We start from the raw sequence: 15,170 nt of genomic DNA, 5'->3' as shown, positions 1-15,170 counted from the left end.
CCGCTCGCGTGTCGGATCGCTGGCGATCAGTGGAAGCTGTCACCGCAGGCGCAGCTGCCCTGCGCGTTCGGGTTGTCGATCGTGAAGCCCTGCTTCTGGATCGTGTCCTCGAAGTCGATCGTCGCGCCGTCGAGGTACGGGACGCTCATCTTGTCGACGACGACCTCGACCCCGTCGAACTCGGCGGTGACGTCACCGTCGAGCAGGCGCTCGTCGAAGTAGAGCTGGTAGATCAGGCCCGAGCAGCCACCGGGCTGGACGGCGAGGCGCAGGCGCAGGTCGTCGCGGCCCTCCTGCTCGAGCAGGCTCGCCACCTTGCCGGCAGCGGCGTCGCTCAGGAGGACGCCGTGCGACTGCGTTTCGGTCGCCGGTGCTTCGGTGATGGTGTCGCTCATCGCGCGTCTCCCTCCGGGCGGTGCTGGTCACCGCGCCTGGCGTCGATTGTAAGCACCCTCAGCTGCGCGTCGCGAGCCTGGCGAGCAGGATCGTCTCCGACGCGATGGCACGGTGCAGGACGCCGAGGTGCTGCGACTCGTTCGGGCTGTGCGCGCGGGTGTCCGGGTCCTCGACGCCGGTGACCAGGATCTGCGCGTCCGGGAACTCCGCGGCCAGGTCCGACACGAACGGGATCGACCCACCGATGCCCTGCTCGACCGCCTCGGCACCCCACCCCTCGCGCATGGCCGTGCGGGCCTCCTGGACGGCCCAGCCAGCGGTGTCGACGAGGAACCCGTCGCCGCTGTCCGGCTCGGTGATCTCCATCCGTGCACCGAACGGGACGTGCTCGCGCAGGTGCCGCTCGACGGCAGCGGACGCCTGACGGGCGTCCTGACCGGGGGCGACGCGGACCGAGACCCGTGCCGAGACCGTGGGCAGCAGGGTGTTCGAGGCGTTCGCGACGCTCGGCACGTCCATGCCGGTCACCGTGATCGACGGCTGGAACCACATGCGGGACAGCACGGCGCCGGTGCCGATCGGGCGGACACCTGGGACGAGAGCGGCGTCCACGGCGAGTTCGTCCTCGGTGCGCTCCGGCACGTCGGCCTCGTACGAGGACAGCCCCTCGACGGCGACCGAGCCGTCGGCGTCGTGCAGCGAGGCGAGCAGCCGCACCATGGGGATCATCGCGTCCGGGGCCGCTCCCCCGAACATGCCGCTGTGACTGGCGTGCTCGAGCGTGGTCAGGGTGAGCTTGAAGGTGACGTTGCCGCGCAGCGAGACCGTGATCGACGGGACCTCGGTGGACCAGTTGTCGCTGTCCGCCACGACGATGACGTCGGCGGCGAGGTGCTCCTTCTGCTCGCGCAGGAACGTGCGGAACGAGCGGGAGCCGAACTCCTCCTCGCCCTCGACGAAGAGCACGATCCCGAGGTCGAGGTCGTCACCGAACTGGGCGTGCACCGCGCGGAGCGACGCGATGTGCGTCATCACACCGGCCTTGTCGTCCGAGGCACCGCGGCCGTACAGGCGGTCACCGCGGAGGGTCGGCTCGAACGGCGGCGTCTCCCACAGGGCCTCGTCGCCCTGCGGCTGCACGTCGTGGTGGGCGTAGAGCATGACCGTCGGCTTGCCGTTCCGCGCCGGGCGCACCGCGAGCACCGCGGGCTGGCCGAGCTCGGTCTCGGCGTCGGCCTCGGCGACGTCGGCCGTCGAGCCGGACACCGCCGACCGCACGATCCGGACGTCGTCCGCCCCGAAGACCCCGGTCGACCGGGCGAGGTCCGCGACGGCCTCGGCACTCGCGCGCACGTTCGCCGGGTCGAAGGCCGACCAGGACACCGACGGCAGGCGCACCAGCGCGGACAGGTCGGCGATCGTCGTGGGCAGTGCCCCCTGCACGTGTTCGCGCAGGGCGTCGAGGAGCGCGGGGTCGGTCGCGGGGCTGTGCTGTTCGCTGTCGGTCATGCCCGGTAATCTAGAGGAGATCCCGCACGCACACCGCCGTTAGGAACGCACCGTGGCGAAGGCAGCCCCCAAGACCAACACGACCGACAACCCGACCGAGGCCGAGCTCCTCGAGCAGGGCAAGGGCCGCCCCACGCCGTCCCGCCGCGAGCGAGAGGCAGCGAACCGCCGCCCCCTCGTCGGCAACACGCCGGTCGACAAGAAGGCCGCCCGTGCCCGCCTCAACTCGGAGCGCGAGCGTGCCCGGGTCGGCATGGCCAACGGCGAGGAGCGCTACCTGCCGGCGAAGGACCGCGGTGAGCAGCGACGCTTCGTCCGCGACTGGATCGACGCCCGCTGGAACGTCGGCGAGGTCATGATGCCCGTGCTCGTGCTGTTCCTGATCGTCGGGTTCGCGGCCGCGCAGACCGTCATCGCCTCCTACTCGCTCCTGCTGGTGTGGGCGTTCGTGGCGCTGTTCATCATCGACTGCGTCGTGCTGTGGCTGTCGCTCCGCCGCAAGCTCACCAACAAGTTCGGCGAGCTCCAGCGCGGCACCTTCCTCTACATCCTCACGCGGGCATGGCAGCTGCGCTTCCTGCGGCTGCCGAAGCCCCAGGTCCGGCGTGGGCAGTACCCCACGCTCTAGCCACACGCACACGACGAAGCGCCGCCCGGCCTGCCGGGCGGCGCTTCGTCGTTCCCACTCCCCCGCTCCCCACTCCCCCGTTCGCGCTTCGTGAGCAGGAATGGTCGGGTGGGCGCGACGCACCCGACCATTGCTGCTCACGAAGCGGCCGTGGGCGCGCCCAAGACGGACTGGAGGCCCGTGGCGGTGTCGCCACGGGCCTCCAGTCCGTCAGGTGGTCGCGTCTACCGCGCGGCGCGACGCAGCCGCCGACGGCGCAGCCGGTTGATGCGCGCGGCCCAGGTCGGTCCCTCGTAGAGGAACGCCGTGTAGCCCTGCACGAGCGTGGCTCCCGCGTCGATGCGGTCCTGCACGTCCTGCTCGGTGGTCACACCACCGACGGCGATGACGCAGAAGTCGGCGGGCACTGCGGCGCGGACGCGACGCAGGACCTCGAGCGAGCGAGCGGCGACCGGCGCACCGGAGAGGCCCCCGGCACCCATCGCCTCGACGTCGGACGGATCGGCGGTCAGCCCGTCGCGGGAGATCGTCGTGTTGTTCGCGATCACCCCGGACAGCCCGAGCTCGACCGCGAGGCCCGCGATCGCGTCGATCTGCTCGTCGGTCAGGTCCGGCGCGATCTTGACGAGCACCGGCGTCCGGCCGGCGGCGTCGCGCACCGCGGACAGCAGCGGTCGGAGCTGGTCGAGTTCCTGCAGTCCGCGCAGACCGGGCGTGTTCGGCGAGCTGACGTTGACCGCCAGGTAGTCGGCGAACGTCGCGAGCCGCCGGGTGGACTCGAGGTAGTCGTCGATGGCGTCCTCGACGGAGACGACCCGGCTCTTGCCGATGTTCACGCCGATGACGGGGCGACCGGGGTTGCGGCGGGCGCGCTCGAGGCGCCGGGCGGCGGCTGCGGCGCCGTGGTTGTTGAAGCCCATGCGGTTGATCAGGGCGCGGTCGCCGATCAGCCGGAACAGGCGCGGGCGCTCGTTGCCGGGCTGCGGCTTGGCGGTGATGGTGCCGACCTCGACGTGGCCGAAGCCGAGCAGGCCGAGACCGGCGATGCCGCGGGCGTCCTTGTCGAACCCGGCCGCCAGGCCGAAGCGCGACGGGAAGTGGATGCCCATCGTGGTGATGCCGTCGGCCGCCGCGGGACGGCAGTACCGCTCGACGACGCCGCTCAGGAACGGCACGCGTGGCAGCCCCGCGATGACGGCGAACGCCAGGTGGTGGGCGCGCTCCGGGTCCATGTTCGCGAACACGGAACGGAACACGACGCGGTAGCCGCCGCGCACGATGCGTTCGGCGATGCCGCTCACGCGCGCGTGCCGGACGGTGCGGACGACCCGGCGGCCGTGTCGGATGCCCCGTGGTGGTCGCGGCGGAGCTGGCCGATGGCGTCCTCGAAGTCCTCGAGCGAGTCGAACGCCTGGTAGACGCTCGCGAACCGCAGGTAGGCGACCTCGTCGAGCTCCCGCAGGGGCGCGAGGATCGCGAGGCCGATGTCGTTCGCATCGATCTGGCTGGATCCGGAGGACCGCACGGTCTCCTCGACGCGCTGCGCGAGCACGGCCAGGTCACCGTCGGTGACCGGGCGCCCCTGGCACGCCTTGCGGACGCCGGAGACGATCTTGTCGCGGCTGAACGGCTCGGTGACCCCGTTGCGCTTCACGACGTTGAGCGATGCGGTCTCGGTGGTCGAGAACCGTCGACCGCAGTTGGGGCACTGTCGACGGCGGCGGATGGAAGTTCCGTCGTCGCTCGTCCGTGAGTCGACGACGCGGGAGTCCGGGTGGCGGCAGAAGGGGCAGAACATGTCGTTCCCCAGGCTATCGGTTCGTGCGCTCCGTCACGGCGGCCCCGTGCGCGGGGAGCTGCTCCTCGGTGGACAGGGCGACGATGTGCGGCGCGACCTCGGCCAGGGCCTCGGGCGTGTACCGGACGATCTGCTGGGGTCGCAGGAACGTCGACGCGGACAGCCCGGACCCGAACCGGGCCTGGCCGCCGGTCGGCAGCACGTGGTTCGACCCGGCCAGGTAGTCCCCCAGGCTCACCGGCGTGCTCGGCCCGACGAACACCGCACCGGCGGCGTCGATGTCGGCCAGCACGGCGTCGTCGTCGACCGTCTGGATCTCGAGGTGCTCCGGCCCGTACGCGTTGCTCACGGTCGCGGCGTCGGTCAGCGAGTCCACCAGGACGATCGCGGACTGCGGGCCGTCCAGGGCGGTCTGGAGGCGCGCAGCCGTCCCGAGCACCGCCGTGCGTTCCGGGATGGCGGCTTCCACCGCGTCGGCGAACGCCGCGGACGTCGTCACCAGCACGCTGCCGGCCTGCTCGTCGTGCTCGGCCTGGCTGATGAGGTCGGCGGCCACGAACCCGGCGTCGGCGGCGTCGTCCGCGATCACGAGGATCTCGGTCGCCCCGGCCTCGGAGTCGATGCCCACCACCCCGCGCACCAGGCGCTTGGCCGCGGCGACGTAGTTGTTGCCCGGACCGGTGACCAGGTCGACCGGCTCGAGGTCGATCTCGGCGACGCCGTACGCCAGCGCGCCGACGGCTCCGGCGCCGCCCATCGCGTAGACCTCGTCGATGCCGAGCAGCCCCGCCGCGGCGAGGATCGTCGGGTGCACCGCGCCGCCGTGGTCGCGCTGCGGCGGCGACACGAGGGCGATCGAGGGCACGCCCGCGACCTGGGCCGCGACGACGTTCATCACGACGCTGGACGGGTAGACGGCCTTGCCACCGGGCACGTAGAGCCCCACGCGGCGCATCGGCTGCCAGCGCTGGTGGACCTCGGCGCCGTCGGCCAGGGTCGTCACGGACGGGGCGGGGATCTGCGCGGCACTCGCGGCCCGGACGCGGCGGATGGCCTCGTCGAGGGCTGCCCGGACCTCGGGCGTGAGCCCGGCCACGGCTGCGGTGATCTCGGCAGCGGGCACCCGGACGTCCGCGGGAGCCCCGCCGTCGAAGCGCTCGGCCTGGTCGTGCAGGGCAGCGGCCCCACGGTGTCGGACGTCCTCGATCAACTCGCGCGCGGCGTCGACCGCGTGCGACACGTCACCCGCGGCGCGGGGCATGAGTCGGAGGAGTTCGGCACGGGCGGGGAGGCCGCCGCGGAGGTCGATTCGCTGCATCATGAGGGGTCCAGCGTACCGGCGGCGTGCTGCACGACCGCGTCGACCACGGGCCGGTGGCGAGCCGTCTGGTCCGCGTCCCACGCGTCGAGCAGGTGCAGCGTGGCGATCCGGAAGGCCAGCGCACGGACGAGCAGCTGCGGCCACTCGGGGACGCCGGTGCCGAGCACGCCGAGCCGACCGACGGCGACCCCGTGCCAGCACACGGCGTCGACCGCGGCGATCGCGGCACCGAGGCCCGCCGGGCGCCAGTACGGTGCCCAGTCGAACACCGTGGGCGGCTCCCCCGGCGTGAAGAGCACGTTGCCGAGCAGGTCGCCGTGGATGAGCTGCGACGGGGACGTCACCGGCCGGAACGTCGCGGCCAGGCGGTCCAGCGTCGGGTCGTCGGGCAGGGCTGTTCCGCCCCAGGCCATGCGGTCCGCCCGGCTCCAGGGCTCGTCGCGGTGGTCGAGGAAGTCCGGGCGTGGCAGATGGGCGATCGCCCGGTGGAACGCTGCACCCGCGGCGATCACGTCGTCCACGCGAGTCGGGTCGGTCCAACCGTCGACCCACCGCCAGGCCTCCCAACCGTCGTCACCGGTGCTGACGCCGGTGCGGGCGTCGGCGTCGGAGTCGGCGCGGGCGTCCACGACCCAGTCCCCGGACGTGGCGGCGACCGGGCGCGGCGTCCGGAACCCGGCCGTGTGGACGAGCCGCGCCAGCGTGGCGGACCGCCACCGGGCCTCCAGGCGGTCACCGGACGGGCGGAGGACGACGTCCCCGGCGCGCCACGTGCGTCCGCGCCCGCCGCCGAGGCGCTCGAGCGGCCGGTCGTGCACGCCGAACGCCCGCAGGACGTCCGGACCCGGCGAACCCGGCGGCCCGGCCATGGTCCGTGCCCCTACACCAGGCAGCGCGGTCCGAGCAGGCTCTTCAGCTCGCCGAACAGGTCGGGGGTCAGGTTCACCGGGAACGGCAGCTCGAAGGTGCGCGCGACGTCGTCCTTGAGCAGCTTCAACCGCACCTCGGTGTCACCCTGGTGGCGGCCGAGCACGGCGGCGAGTTCCGTCACCGTGGTCGTCGTGGCCTGCCGTTCGGGCAACGACAGCGTGAGTGGGCCGGAGCCCATCGCGTCGCCGACGTTCGGCTGGAACATGCTCACCGCGTGCAGCGCCTTGCCGTCGTCGCGGACGTTGACGCGACCGCGCAGGACGACGATCGAGTCGGGCACCAGGGACGGGCCGAACTCCTGGTACGTCTTGCCCAGGAACATCACGCCGATCTGGCCGCCGAAGTCCTCGATGTCGACGATGCCGTACGGGTTGCCGCTCGTCTTCGCCACCCGGTGCTGCACGCTCGTCAGCAGGCCGGCGACGGTGACCGTCTCGCCCTCGATCGAGTCGTCGGCGGTGAGCAGGTCGGCGATGGTGATCGACTGGTGCTTCGCGAGCTCGATCTCGAGCCCGGCGAGCGGGTGGTCGGACACGTAGAGCCCGAGCATGTCCCGCTCGAACGCCAGCTTGTCGCGCTTGGACCACTCCGGACGGTCCGGAACCTGCGACACCGCGGCGCTCGGGGCGTCCTCGGCTGCCTCGGCGAAGAGCGAGTCGAAGTCGAACCCGACGTTGCCGTGGGCCTCGTCGCGCTTGACCTTCACCGCGCCCTCGACCGCGCCCTCGTGGATCTCCACCAGGGCTCGGCGGGTGTCGCCGAACTCGTCGAAGGCACCGGCCTTGATGAGCGACTCGACCGTGCGCTTGTTCGCAGACGAGATCGGGATCTTGCGCAGGAAGTCGTGGAACGACTCGAAGGCGCCCTTCTCGGTCCGCGCCTTGACGATGTCGTCGACGACGTTGAACCCGACGTTGCGGATGGCACCCATGCCGAAGCGGATGTCGTCGCCGACTGCGGCGAAGAAGCCGATCGACTCGTTGACGTCCGGCGGCATCACCTTGATGCCCATCCGGCGGCACTCGTTCAGGTAGAGCGCGAGCTTGTCGCGGGCGTCGCCGACGCTCGTCAGCAGCGCCGCCATGTACTCAGCCGGGTAGTGCGCCTTGAGGTACGCGGTCCAGAAGGACACCACACCGTAGGCCGCCGAGTGCGCCTTGTTGAACGCGTAGTCGGAGAAGGGCAGCAGGATGTCCCACAGCGTCTTGATCGCCGCGTCGGAGTACCCGTTGTCCTTCATGCCCTGCTGGAAGCCCGCGTACTGCTTGTCGAGCTCGGACTTCTTCTTCTTGCCCATCGCGCGGCGGAGGATGTCCGCTTGGCCGAGGGAGAACCCGGCGACCTTCTGCGCGATGGCCATGACCTGCTCCTGGTAGATGATCAGGCCGTAGGTCGTGCCGATGATGTCCTTGAGGGGCTCTTCGAGCTCCGGGTGGATCGGCGTGATCGGCTGCTCGCCGTTCTTGCGGAGCGCGTAGTTCGTGTGCGAGTTCGCACCCATGGGCCCCGGGCGGTACAGGGCGATGAGCGCGGAGATGTCCTCGAAGTTGTCGGGCTTCATCAGCCGCAGCAGGCCACGCATCGGCCCACCGTCGAGCTGGAACACGCCGAGCGTGTCGCCGCGCTGCAGGAGCGCGTACGCCTCGGGGTCCTCGAGCCCCATGTTCTCGAGGTCGAGCTCGGTCCCACGGTTCGTCTTGATGTTGTCGAGGGCGTCACTGATGATCGTGAGGTTGCGGAGCCCCAGGAAGTCCATCTTGATCAGGCCGAGCGACTCCGCTGCCGGGTAGTCGAACTGCGTGACGATCTGGCCGTCCTGCTCCCGCTTCATGATCGGGATGATGTCGATGAGCGGGTCGCTCGACATGATGACGCCGGCCGCGTGCACGCCCCACTGGCGCTTCAGCCCCTCGAGCCCGAGCGCGGTGTCGAAGACGGTCTTCGCCTCGGGGTCGGTCTCGACCACGGTACGGACGTCGACGGCTTCCTTGTAGCGCGGGTGGTCCTTGTCGAAGATCCCGGTGAGCGGGATGTCCTTGCCCATCACGGGCGGCGGCATCGCCTTCGTGAGCTTCTCGCCCATGCCGAACGGGAACCCGAGGACCCGCGAGGAGTCCTTGAGCGCCTGCTTCGCCTTGATCGTGCCGTACGTGACGATCTGCGCCACGCGCTCCGACCCGTACTTCTCGGTGACGTACTTGATCGCCTCACCGCGGCGCCGGTCGTCGAAGTCGACGTCGAAGTCGGGCATCGAGACGCGGTCCGGGTTGAGGAACCGCTCGAAGATCAGGCCGTGCCGGATCGGGTCGAGGTCGGTGATGCGCATCGCGTACGCCACCATCGAGCCGGCACCGGAGCCACGACCCGGACCGACGCGGATGCCGTTGTTCTTGGACCAGTTGATGAAGTCCGCGACCACCAGGAAGTAGCCCGGGAACCCCATCTGGTTGATGATGCCGACCTCGTAGTCGGCGCGGTCCTGCACCTCTTGCGAGATGCCGTCCGGGTACCGGTAGTCCAGCCCCTTCGCGACCTCTTTCTCGAACCACGAGTGCTCGGTCTCGCCCTCGGGCACCGGGAACTTCGGCATGTAGTTGGCCGAGGTGTCGAACTCCACGTTGCAGCGTTCCGCGATGAGCAGCGTGTTGTCGCAGGCCTCGAGGTTGTCGCGGAAGACGTGCCGCATCTGCGCCGGGGTCTTCAGGTAGAACTCGTCGGCGTCGAACTTGAAGCGGTTCGGGTCGTTCAGGGTCGAGCCGGACTGCACGCAGAGCAGTGCCGCGTGCGACTTGGCGTCGTGGGCGTGCGTGTAGTGGAGGTCGTTCGTGCCGACCAGCGGGATGTCGAGGTCCTTCGCCAGGCGGATCAGGTCGCTCATGATCCGGCGTTCGATCTCGAGACCGTGGTCCATGACCTCGGCGAAGTAGTTCTCCTTGCCGAAGATGTCGCGGTAGTCAGCGGCGGCCTGCACCGCTTCGTCGTACTGGCCGAGCCGCAGGCGCGTCTGGATCTCCCCCGAGGGGCAGCCCGTGGTGGCGATGATGCCCTCGTGGTACTCCTGCAGGAGCTCGATGTCCATGCGGGGCTTGAAGTAGTACCCCTCGAGCGACGCCTTGGACGACAACCGGAACAGGTTGTGCATGCCCGTGGTGTTCTCGGCGAACATCGTCATGTGCGTGTACGAGCCGGCGCCGGACACGTCGTCGCCCCCGCCGTCACCCCAGCGCACACGGGTCTTGTCCGAGCGGTGCGTGCGGGGCGTGATGTACGCCTCGGTCCCGATGATCGGTTTGACGCCACCGGCCTTGGCGGCCTTCCAGAACTCGAAGGCGCCGAACATGTTGCCGTGGTCGGTCACCGCCACGGCGGGCATCCCCTGCGCGGCGGTCTCCGCCACGAGGTCGGAGAGCCTGGCGGCACCGTCGAGCATCGAGTACTCGCTGTGCACGTGCAGGTGGACGAAGGAGTCGGAATCCGACACGGAACCTCCGGTTCGTACGGTGTGCTGCGGGGTGGGAACAGCCTAACCGCGGCCGCCCACATTCCCGCGCGCGTCGGGGCGGACTGGAGGCACGGGGTGGGGCCGCACCGTGCCTCCAGACCGGCATCGGGTCGCGACGCGCGCGGGGCGCACCGCCGAGAGAGCAGGACACGCCGCACGCGCTCTGCGGCGGGGGCAGAAAGCGTCGCCTGGCGGCGCCGCAGCCGACAGTTCTTGACCCCTCGGCGCAAGCGCCCGGGCGTGCAGGGAGGCGCGTGGCGGGCCCGCACCGCGCCTCCAGGCCGGCATCGGGTCGCGACGCGCGGGGCGCGCCGCCGAAGGGGCGGGACACGCCGCACGCGCTCCGCCGCTGGCGCAGAACCCGTCGCCTGGCGGCGCCGCATCCGACAGTTCGTGACCCCTCGGCGCGAGCACCCGGGCGCGGCGGTCTGGACACGCGCGGGCCGCCCCGCCGAGACGGCAGGACACGCCGCACGCCGGCCGCCGCGGGTACAGAAAGCGTCGCCTGGCGGCGCCGCAGCCGACAGTTCGTGACCCCTCGGCGCAAAGGCCCGGGCACGGCGGACGGGAGGCTCGGGGCGGGCTAGCAGCGCGCCTCCAGACCGGCACCGGGTCGCGACACGCGCGGGGCGCCACGCCGAGAGGGCGGGACACGCCGCGGGCAGGCCGCTGCGGGCGCAGAAAGCGTCGCCTGGCGGCGCAGCAGCCGACAGTTCGTGACCCCTCGGCGCAAGCGCCCGAGCGCGTCGGTCAGGACACGCGCGGGGCGCCCCGCCGAGGGAGCAGGACACGCCGCACGCCGGCCGCCGCGGGCGCAGAAAGCGTCGCCTGGCGGCTCCGCAGCCGACAGTTCGTGACCACTCGGCGCAAGCGCCCGGGCACGTCAGAGCGACGCGCTCCGGATCTGCTCCAGCGCTGCCTGCAGGTCCTCCGGGTACTGCGCCTCGAACGACACCCACTCGCCAGTGCGGGGGTGGTCGAAGCCGAGCCGGACGGCATCGAGCCACTGGCGCGTCAGCCCGAGCTCGGCCGCCAGCACCGGGTCGGCGCCGTACATCGTGTCCCCGACGAGCGGGTGGCGTGTGGCAGCCATGTGCACCCGGATCTGGTGGGTGCGCCCGGTCTCCAGGTGCACCTCGAGCAGAGTTGCAGCGCGGAAGGCCTCGAGCGTCTCGTAGTGGGTGACGCTCGGCTTGCCCTCCGACGTGACCGCGAACTTCCAGTCACTCGACGGGTGCCGCCCGATGGGGGCGTCGATCGTGCCCGAGGTCGGGTCGGGGTGGCCCTGCGCGAGCGCGTGGTAGACCTTCTCGACCGTGCGCTCCTTGAAGGCCCGCTTCAGGTGCGTGTACGCCAGCTCCGTCTTCGCGACGACCATCAGGCCCGAGGTCCCGACGTCGAGGCGGTGCACGATCCCGGCGCGTTCGGCGGCACCCGACGTCGCGATCGTGAACCCGGCGGCGGCGAGGCCCCCGGGCACGGTCGGACCGTCCCACCCCGGCGAGGGGTGCGCGGCGACACCGACGGGCTTGTCCACGACGACGATGTCCTCGTCGTCGTGCACGATCGTCATGCCCGGCACGGCCGCCGGGACGATGCGCGGCGGCTCCTTCGGGGTCCACTCGACCTCGAGCCAGGAGTCGGCGTGCAGCCGGTCCGACTTGTCGACGGGCACACCGTCGACGCGGACGCCACCGGCGGCGACGACGTCGGCCGCGAACGACCGGCTGAAGCCGAGGAGCTTCGCGATGGCGGCGTCGACGCGCTCACCGGCGAGCCCGTCGGGCACGGGAAGAGATCGCGATTCGCTCACGTGGCGTCGTGGCCCAGCGTGTCGCGACGGTCGCGGTCCTCCGGCCTGGACGCGCGGGTCGGCTCGTCGAGAGCGGCATCGGCCGACGAGAACGCGGCCCCACCGTCGAGCGGCTCCGCCGCGTCGACCGGCTGCGCCGCGTCGAGCTGAGCCTGTCGCTTGGCCGAGAGCGTGCGGGTGCCGTCGAGGTTCACGCCGAGGATCACCAGCAGCACGAAGACCACCATGCTGATGCAGATGAAGGAGTCGGCGACGTTGTAGATCGCCGGCATCATCCACGGCGTCGAGATGAAGTCGACGACGTGGCCACGACCGAAGCCGGGCTCACGGAAGAGCCGGTCGAGCAGGTTGCCCAGCGCGCCGCCGAGCAGCATGCCGAGCACGATGGCCCACCACATCGACCGGATGCGACGCGAGTACACGATGATCGCGACGACGACCGCGGCCGAGATGACCGAGAACACCCAGGTCATGTTCACCGCGAACGAGAACGCGGCCCCCGGGTTCCGGACGTACAGGAACTGCAACGCCCCGCCGAGGACCGGGACGGGGGTGCCGTAGGGCAGGTTCGCGACGACCAGCGTCTTGGCGACCTGGTCGAACGCCACCACCACGACAGCGGCGAAGGCCAGTGCCGCGATCGCGCGGACACTGACCTTCGCTCGTGATGCTGGTCGCGACAACGTCAGTTGCCGAAGCCCTGCGCCGAAGCCGGCGCCGGGGTGAGACCGGACTGCTCGCCCGAGGTGTCGAGCTCGGAGAGCTGACCCTGGATGTAGCTCTTGAGCTGCGCACGGTAGTCGCGCTCGAAGGTCCGGAGCTCGTCGATCTTGCCCTCGAGCTGGCGCTGCTCCTGCTCGAGCACCGCGACACGCTGACGGTTCGTGTTCTCGGTGTCGGCGATGATCTGGCGCTGCTTCGCCTCGGCCTCGGAGACCAGGCGAGCCGCCTGGGCCGTGCCCTCGGCGATCAGCGCGTCGCGCTTCTCGATGCCCTCGCGGACGTGCTCCTCGTGGAGGCGACGCGCCAGGGTCAGGAGGTTCGTGGTGCCCTCGGTGTCCTCGTCGGCGGGGACCGTCGTGGCCGGAGCCGCCGCGGCGACCGGAGCGGGCTCCGGTGCTGCCTCGACCGGGGCCGGGGTGGGCTCCGGCTCGGCTGCGGGAGCGGGCTGCTCGGCCTGCGCCGGCTGCGGGGCCGACTCGGCCGCCTGCAGGCGCTGGCGGAGCTCGTCGTTCTCCGCGGTCAGGCGACGGAGCTCGACCACGACCTCGTCGAGGAAGTCGTCGACCTCGTCCTGGTCGTAGCCCTCGCGGAACTTCGTCGGCTGGAACCGCTTGTTGACTACGTCTTCCGGCGTCAAAGCCATTGCCGTCACCTCAATAGAACTGCTGAACGTGTGGAACCGCGTGCGGTGCGACCGAATCTACCAGTCGTACCGTGCGGTGCGGATGCGCCACCGGAGCGGGCATCGATCCCGACCACCGTACACCGACGATGGGGCGGAACCGTGACCTGCGCCGGGCGTGGCGCGTGTCGCGGACGGGAGTCCGCTCAGATACCGCGTGCCAGAGCGGCGACCACGAACCGGGCGATGATGACGACGAGCATCACGATCGTCCATCCGAAGTCGAGCGCCACCGGCCCGAGGCGGAGCGGCGGGAGGACCCGTCGCACCGCTCGGATGGGCGGATCCGTGACCGTGTAGACGAACTCGGACACCACGAGCATGCCCCCGCGCGGCCGCCAGGAACGGTTGAAGCTCTGCACGAGGTCGAGCGCGAAGCGCCCCCACATCACGAAGAAGTACAGGAGCAACGCGAGGGAGATGATCCCTAGGATCACGGACACGATGGGGCTCGCTCGTCTCGGGCGAGCGTCGTCAGACGACGCTCAGGGGCGGGTGTGCCGGGTACGGCTCAGGACTGGGCGAAGAAGTTCGCCTCGATGTCGGACTCTACCTCAGCGGGCTCACCGCTCACTGCGACGTGGGCCGGCGACAGGAGGAAGACCTTGTTCGTGACGCGCTCGATCTTGCCGAACAGGCCGAGCGACAGCCCGGAGGCGAAGTCGATCATGCGTCGGGCGTCACCCTCGGTCATCTGCGAGAGGTTGATGATGACGGGGATGCCGTCGCGGAAGCTCTCGGCGATGGACTGGGCGTCCTTGTACTCGCGCGGGTGGACGGTGAGGATCTCGTTCATTTCCTGGACCGGGGTCGCCTTCTGTGCGGTCGTGTGCGAGCGGCGGAGCGGAGTGACCTGGGCGCCGCGCTGGTGGGTGTGCGTCTTGGTGGGAGCCGGCGCCGCTGCGGGAGCGGCCGCCGGGGCTGCTGCCGCGGCAGGGGCTTCCTGCGGTTCGGCGGGCGCCGGAGCAGCCGCTGCGGCCTGGCGAGCAGGGGCTGCCTGCTGGCGCGCGGGCTCGGCCTGCTGCTCGTCCTCGTAGTCGAGTTCCTCATCGGCGAGGCCGAGGTAGACCATCGTCTTCTTCAGCGGGTTGGCCATGGTTCCTCCGGGGTTCGTGCTCGTGGTGCCCTGCAACGAGGCTAGGGTGCGGGCGGCCGGTTTCCCGTGATTGCGGTGCCGATCCGCAGGTGTGTCGCGCCCTCGAGGATCGCCTCGGCGTAGTCCCCGCTCATGCCGGCCGAGATGTCGGTGGCACCGGGCTCGAGCGACACGACCCGTTCGGAGATCGAGCGGAGTCGTGCGAAGGCGGCTCGGGGCTCCTCGTCCAAGGGCGCGACCGCCATCACACCCCGCAGCCGGATGGTCCCGGTGGCCAGCACACGGGTCACCATCGCCTCGACGTCGTCCGGCTGCACCCCGCCACGGCCGGGGTCGTCGGTGAGGTTGACCTGCACGAAGCCGTCGATGACCGGCGGCTCCGGCTCGGCCTCGTTCGGTGCGAACGCGTCGACGACGGAGCCACGGTCGAGCGACTGCACCACCTGGGCGTACCGCCGGGCCTGCCGGGCCTTCTTCGACTGCAGCTGCCCGACGAAGTGCCAGGTCAGGCCGAGGTCCGCCAGTTCGGCGGCCTTCGCCTGCGCCTCCTGGTGGCGGTTCTCCCCCACGTCCGTCACGCCGAGTGCGGCGAGCTCGCGCACGAGCGACGCCGGGTGGTACTTCGTGACGACGACGAGCGTGAGTTCGTCGGGTGAGCGCCCTGCGGCTCGCGCCGCGTCGGCGATGCCGCTCCGGACGGACGCAACGCGCGCCTCCAGTCCGTCGTCGTGAGACGAGGCGGACGGGAGGCGCGTGTCGGCTACCAAGGGTG

The 15,170-nt window shown here is 71.1% G+C and carries 14 protein-coding genes; 1 reads left to right on the top strand and 13 read right to left on the bottom strand.

What is annotated here, in order from left to right:
• Nucleotides 1-26 precede the first annotated feature (26 nt).
• Nucleotides 27-395 (bottom strand): iron-sulfur cluster assembly accessory protein, encoded by a 369-nt coding sequence (locus BIU91_RS10715; protein WP_035808216.1) that lies wholly within the window; start codon nt 393-395, stop codon nt 27-29.
• 58 nt (nt 396-453) lie between these two features.
• Nucleotides 454-1,905 (bottom strand): dipeptidase, encoded by a 1,452-nt coding sequence (locus BIU91_RS10710; RefSeq protein WP_071405429.1) that lies wholly within the window; start codon nt 1,903-1,905, stop codon nt 454-456.
• A 52-nt stretch (nt 1,906-1,957) separates the two neighbouring features.
• Between BIU91_RS10710 and BIU91_RS10705 the strand changes: the two genes are divergently transcribed.
• Entirely contained in the window at nt 1,958-2,533 is a 576-nt protein-coding gene (locus BIU91_RS10705; RefSeq protein ID WP_071405428.1) for a DUF3043 domain-containing protein, read from the top strand.
• Between the two features lie 224 nt (nt 2,534-2,757).
• Here BIU91_RS10705 and BIU91_RS10700 read toward each other — a convergent pair whose 3' ends face one another.
• The 11 genes from BIU91_RS10700 to BIU91_RS10650 all read right to left on the bottom strand — a co-directional run bounded on the left by BIU91_RS10700 (nt 2,758) and on the right by BIU91_RS10650 (nt 15,165).
• Nucleotides 2,758-3,834, bottom strand: coding sequence for a quinone-dependent dihydroorotate dehydrogenase (locus BIU91_RS10700; RefSeq protein WP_084741082.1), 1,077 nt, complete (start codon nt 3,832-3,834; stop codon nt 2,758-2,760).
• Nucleotides 3,831-4,331, bottom strand: coding sequence for a transcriptional regulator NrdR (gene nrdR / locus BIU91_RS10695; RefSeq protein WP_027465260.1), 501 nt, complete (start codon nt 4,329-4,331; stop codon nt 3,831-3,833). Before nrdR ends, BIU91_RS10700 begins: the two co-directional genes overlap by 4 nt.
• A gap of 13 nt (nt 4,332-4,344) precedes the next feature.
• Entirely contained in the window at nt 4,345-5,652 is a 1,308-nt protein-coding gene (gene hisD / locus BIU91_RS10690) for a histidinol dehydrogenase (protein WP_071405427.1), read from the bottom strand.
• Complete coding sequence (locus BIU91_RS10685; protein ID WP_071405426.1) at nt 5,649-6,521, bottom strand: hypothetical protein; 873 nt, start codon at nt 6,519-6,521, stop codon at nt 5,649-5,651. The genes hisD and BIU91_RS10685 overlap by 4 nt, the downstream gene beginning before the upstream one ends.
• An 11-nt stretch (nt 6,522-6,532) precedes the next feature.
• Complete coding sequence (gene dnaE / locus BIU91_RS10680) at nt 6,533-10,063, bottom strand: DNA polymerase III subunit alpha (protein WP_084741079.1); 3,531 nt, start codon at nt 10,061-10,063, stop codon at nt 6,533-6,535.
• Between the two features lie 904 nt (nt 10,064-10,967).
• The gene (locus BIU91_RS10675) at nt 10,968-11,897 is read right to left on the bottom strand and encodes an RluA family pseudouridine synthase (protein ID WP_071405425.1); all 930 of its coding nucleotides are present in this window, start codon (nt 11,895-11,897) and stop codon (nt 10,968-10,970) included.
• A complete protein-coding gene (lspA, locus tag BIU91_RS10670) occupies nt 11,894-12,580 on the bottom strand; it encodes a signal peptidase II (protein ID WP_241660342.1) in 687 nt (228 codons plus the stop codon). The genes BIU91_RS10675 and lspA overlap by 4 nt, the downstream gene beginning before the upstream one ends.
• Nucleotides 12,581-12,582: 2 nt before the next feature.
• On the bottom strand, nt 12,583-13,263 hold the full coding sequence (locus tag BIU91_RS10665; RefSeq protein ID WP_071405424.1) for a DivIVA domain-containing protein: 681 nt from the start codon (nt 13,261-13,263) through the stop codon (nt 12,583-12,585).
• Between the two features lie 185 nt (nt 13,264-13,448).
• Complete coding sequence (locus BIU91_RS10660) at nt 13,449-13,745, bottom strand: YggT family protein (RefSeq protein ID WP_084741074.1); 297 nt, start codon at nt 13,743-13,745, stop codon at nt 13,449-13,451.
• Between the two features lie 68 nt (nt 13,746-13,813).
• Nucleotides 13,814-14,398, bottom strand: coding sequence for a cell division protein SepF (sepF, locus tag BIU91_RS10655; protein WP_071405422.1), 585 nt, complete (start codon nt 14,396-14,398; stop codon nt 13,814-13,816).
• A gap of 41 nt (nt 14,399-14,439) precedes the next feature.
• The gene (locus BIU91_RS10650; protein WP_071405421.1) at nt 14,440-15,165 is read right to left on the bottom strand and encodes a YggS family pyridoxal phosphate-dependent enzyme; all 726 of its coding nucleotides are present in this window, start codon (nt 15,163-15,165) and stop codon (nt 14,440-14,442) included.
• Nucleotides 15,166-15,170 lie beyond the last annotated feature (5 nt).

The organism is Curtobacterium sp. MMLR14_002, from assembly GCF_001864975.1.
GTDB lineage: Bacteria > Actinomycetota > Actinomycetes > Actinomycetales > Microbacteriaceae > Curtobacterium > Curtobacterium flaccumfaciens.
This window is presented reverse-complemented; position numbering and strand designations above follow the sequence as displayed.

Excerpts from the sequence above, each read along its gene's own strand:
- BIU91_RS10715 (WP_035808216.1), bottom strand. The coding sequence starts at position 395 with ATGAGCGACACCATCACCGAAGCACCGGCGACCGAAACGCAGTCGCAC.
- BIU91_RS10710 (WP_071405429.1), bottom strand. The coding sequence starts at position 1,905 with ATGACCGACAGCGAACAGCACAGCCCCGCGACCGACCCCGCGCTCCTC.
- nrdR (WP_027465260.1), bottom strand. The coding sequence starts at position 4,331 with ATGTTCTGCCCCTTCTGCCGCCACCCGGACTCCCGCGTCGTCGACTCA.
- hisD (WP_071405427.1), bottom strand. The coding sequence starts at position 5,652 with ATGATGCAGCGAATCGACCTCCGCGGCGGCCTCCCCGCCCGTGCCGAA.
- BIU91_RS10685 (WP_071405426.1), bottom strand. The coding sequence starts at position 6,521 with ATGGCCGGGCCGCCGGGTTCGCCGGGTCCGGACGTCCTGCGGGCGTTC.
- BIU91_RS10665 (WP_071405424.1), bottom strand. The coding sequence starts at position 13,263 with ATGGCTTTGACGCCGGAAGACGTAGTCAACAAGCGGTTCCAGCCGACG.
- sepF (WP_071405422.1), bottom strand. The coding sequence starts at position 14,398 with ATGGCCAACCCGCTGAAGAAGACGATGGTCTACCTCGGCCTCGCCGAT.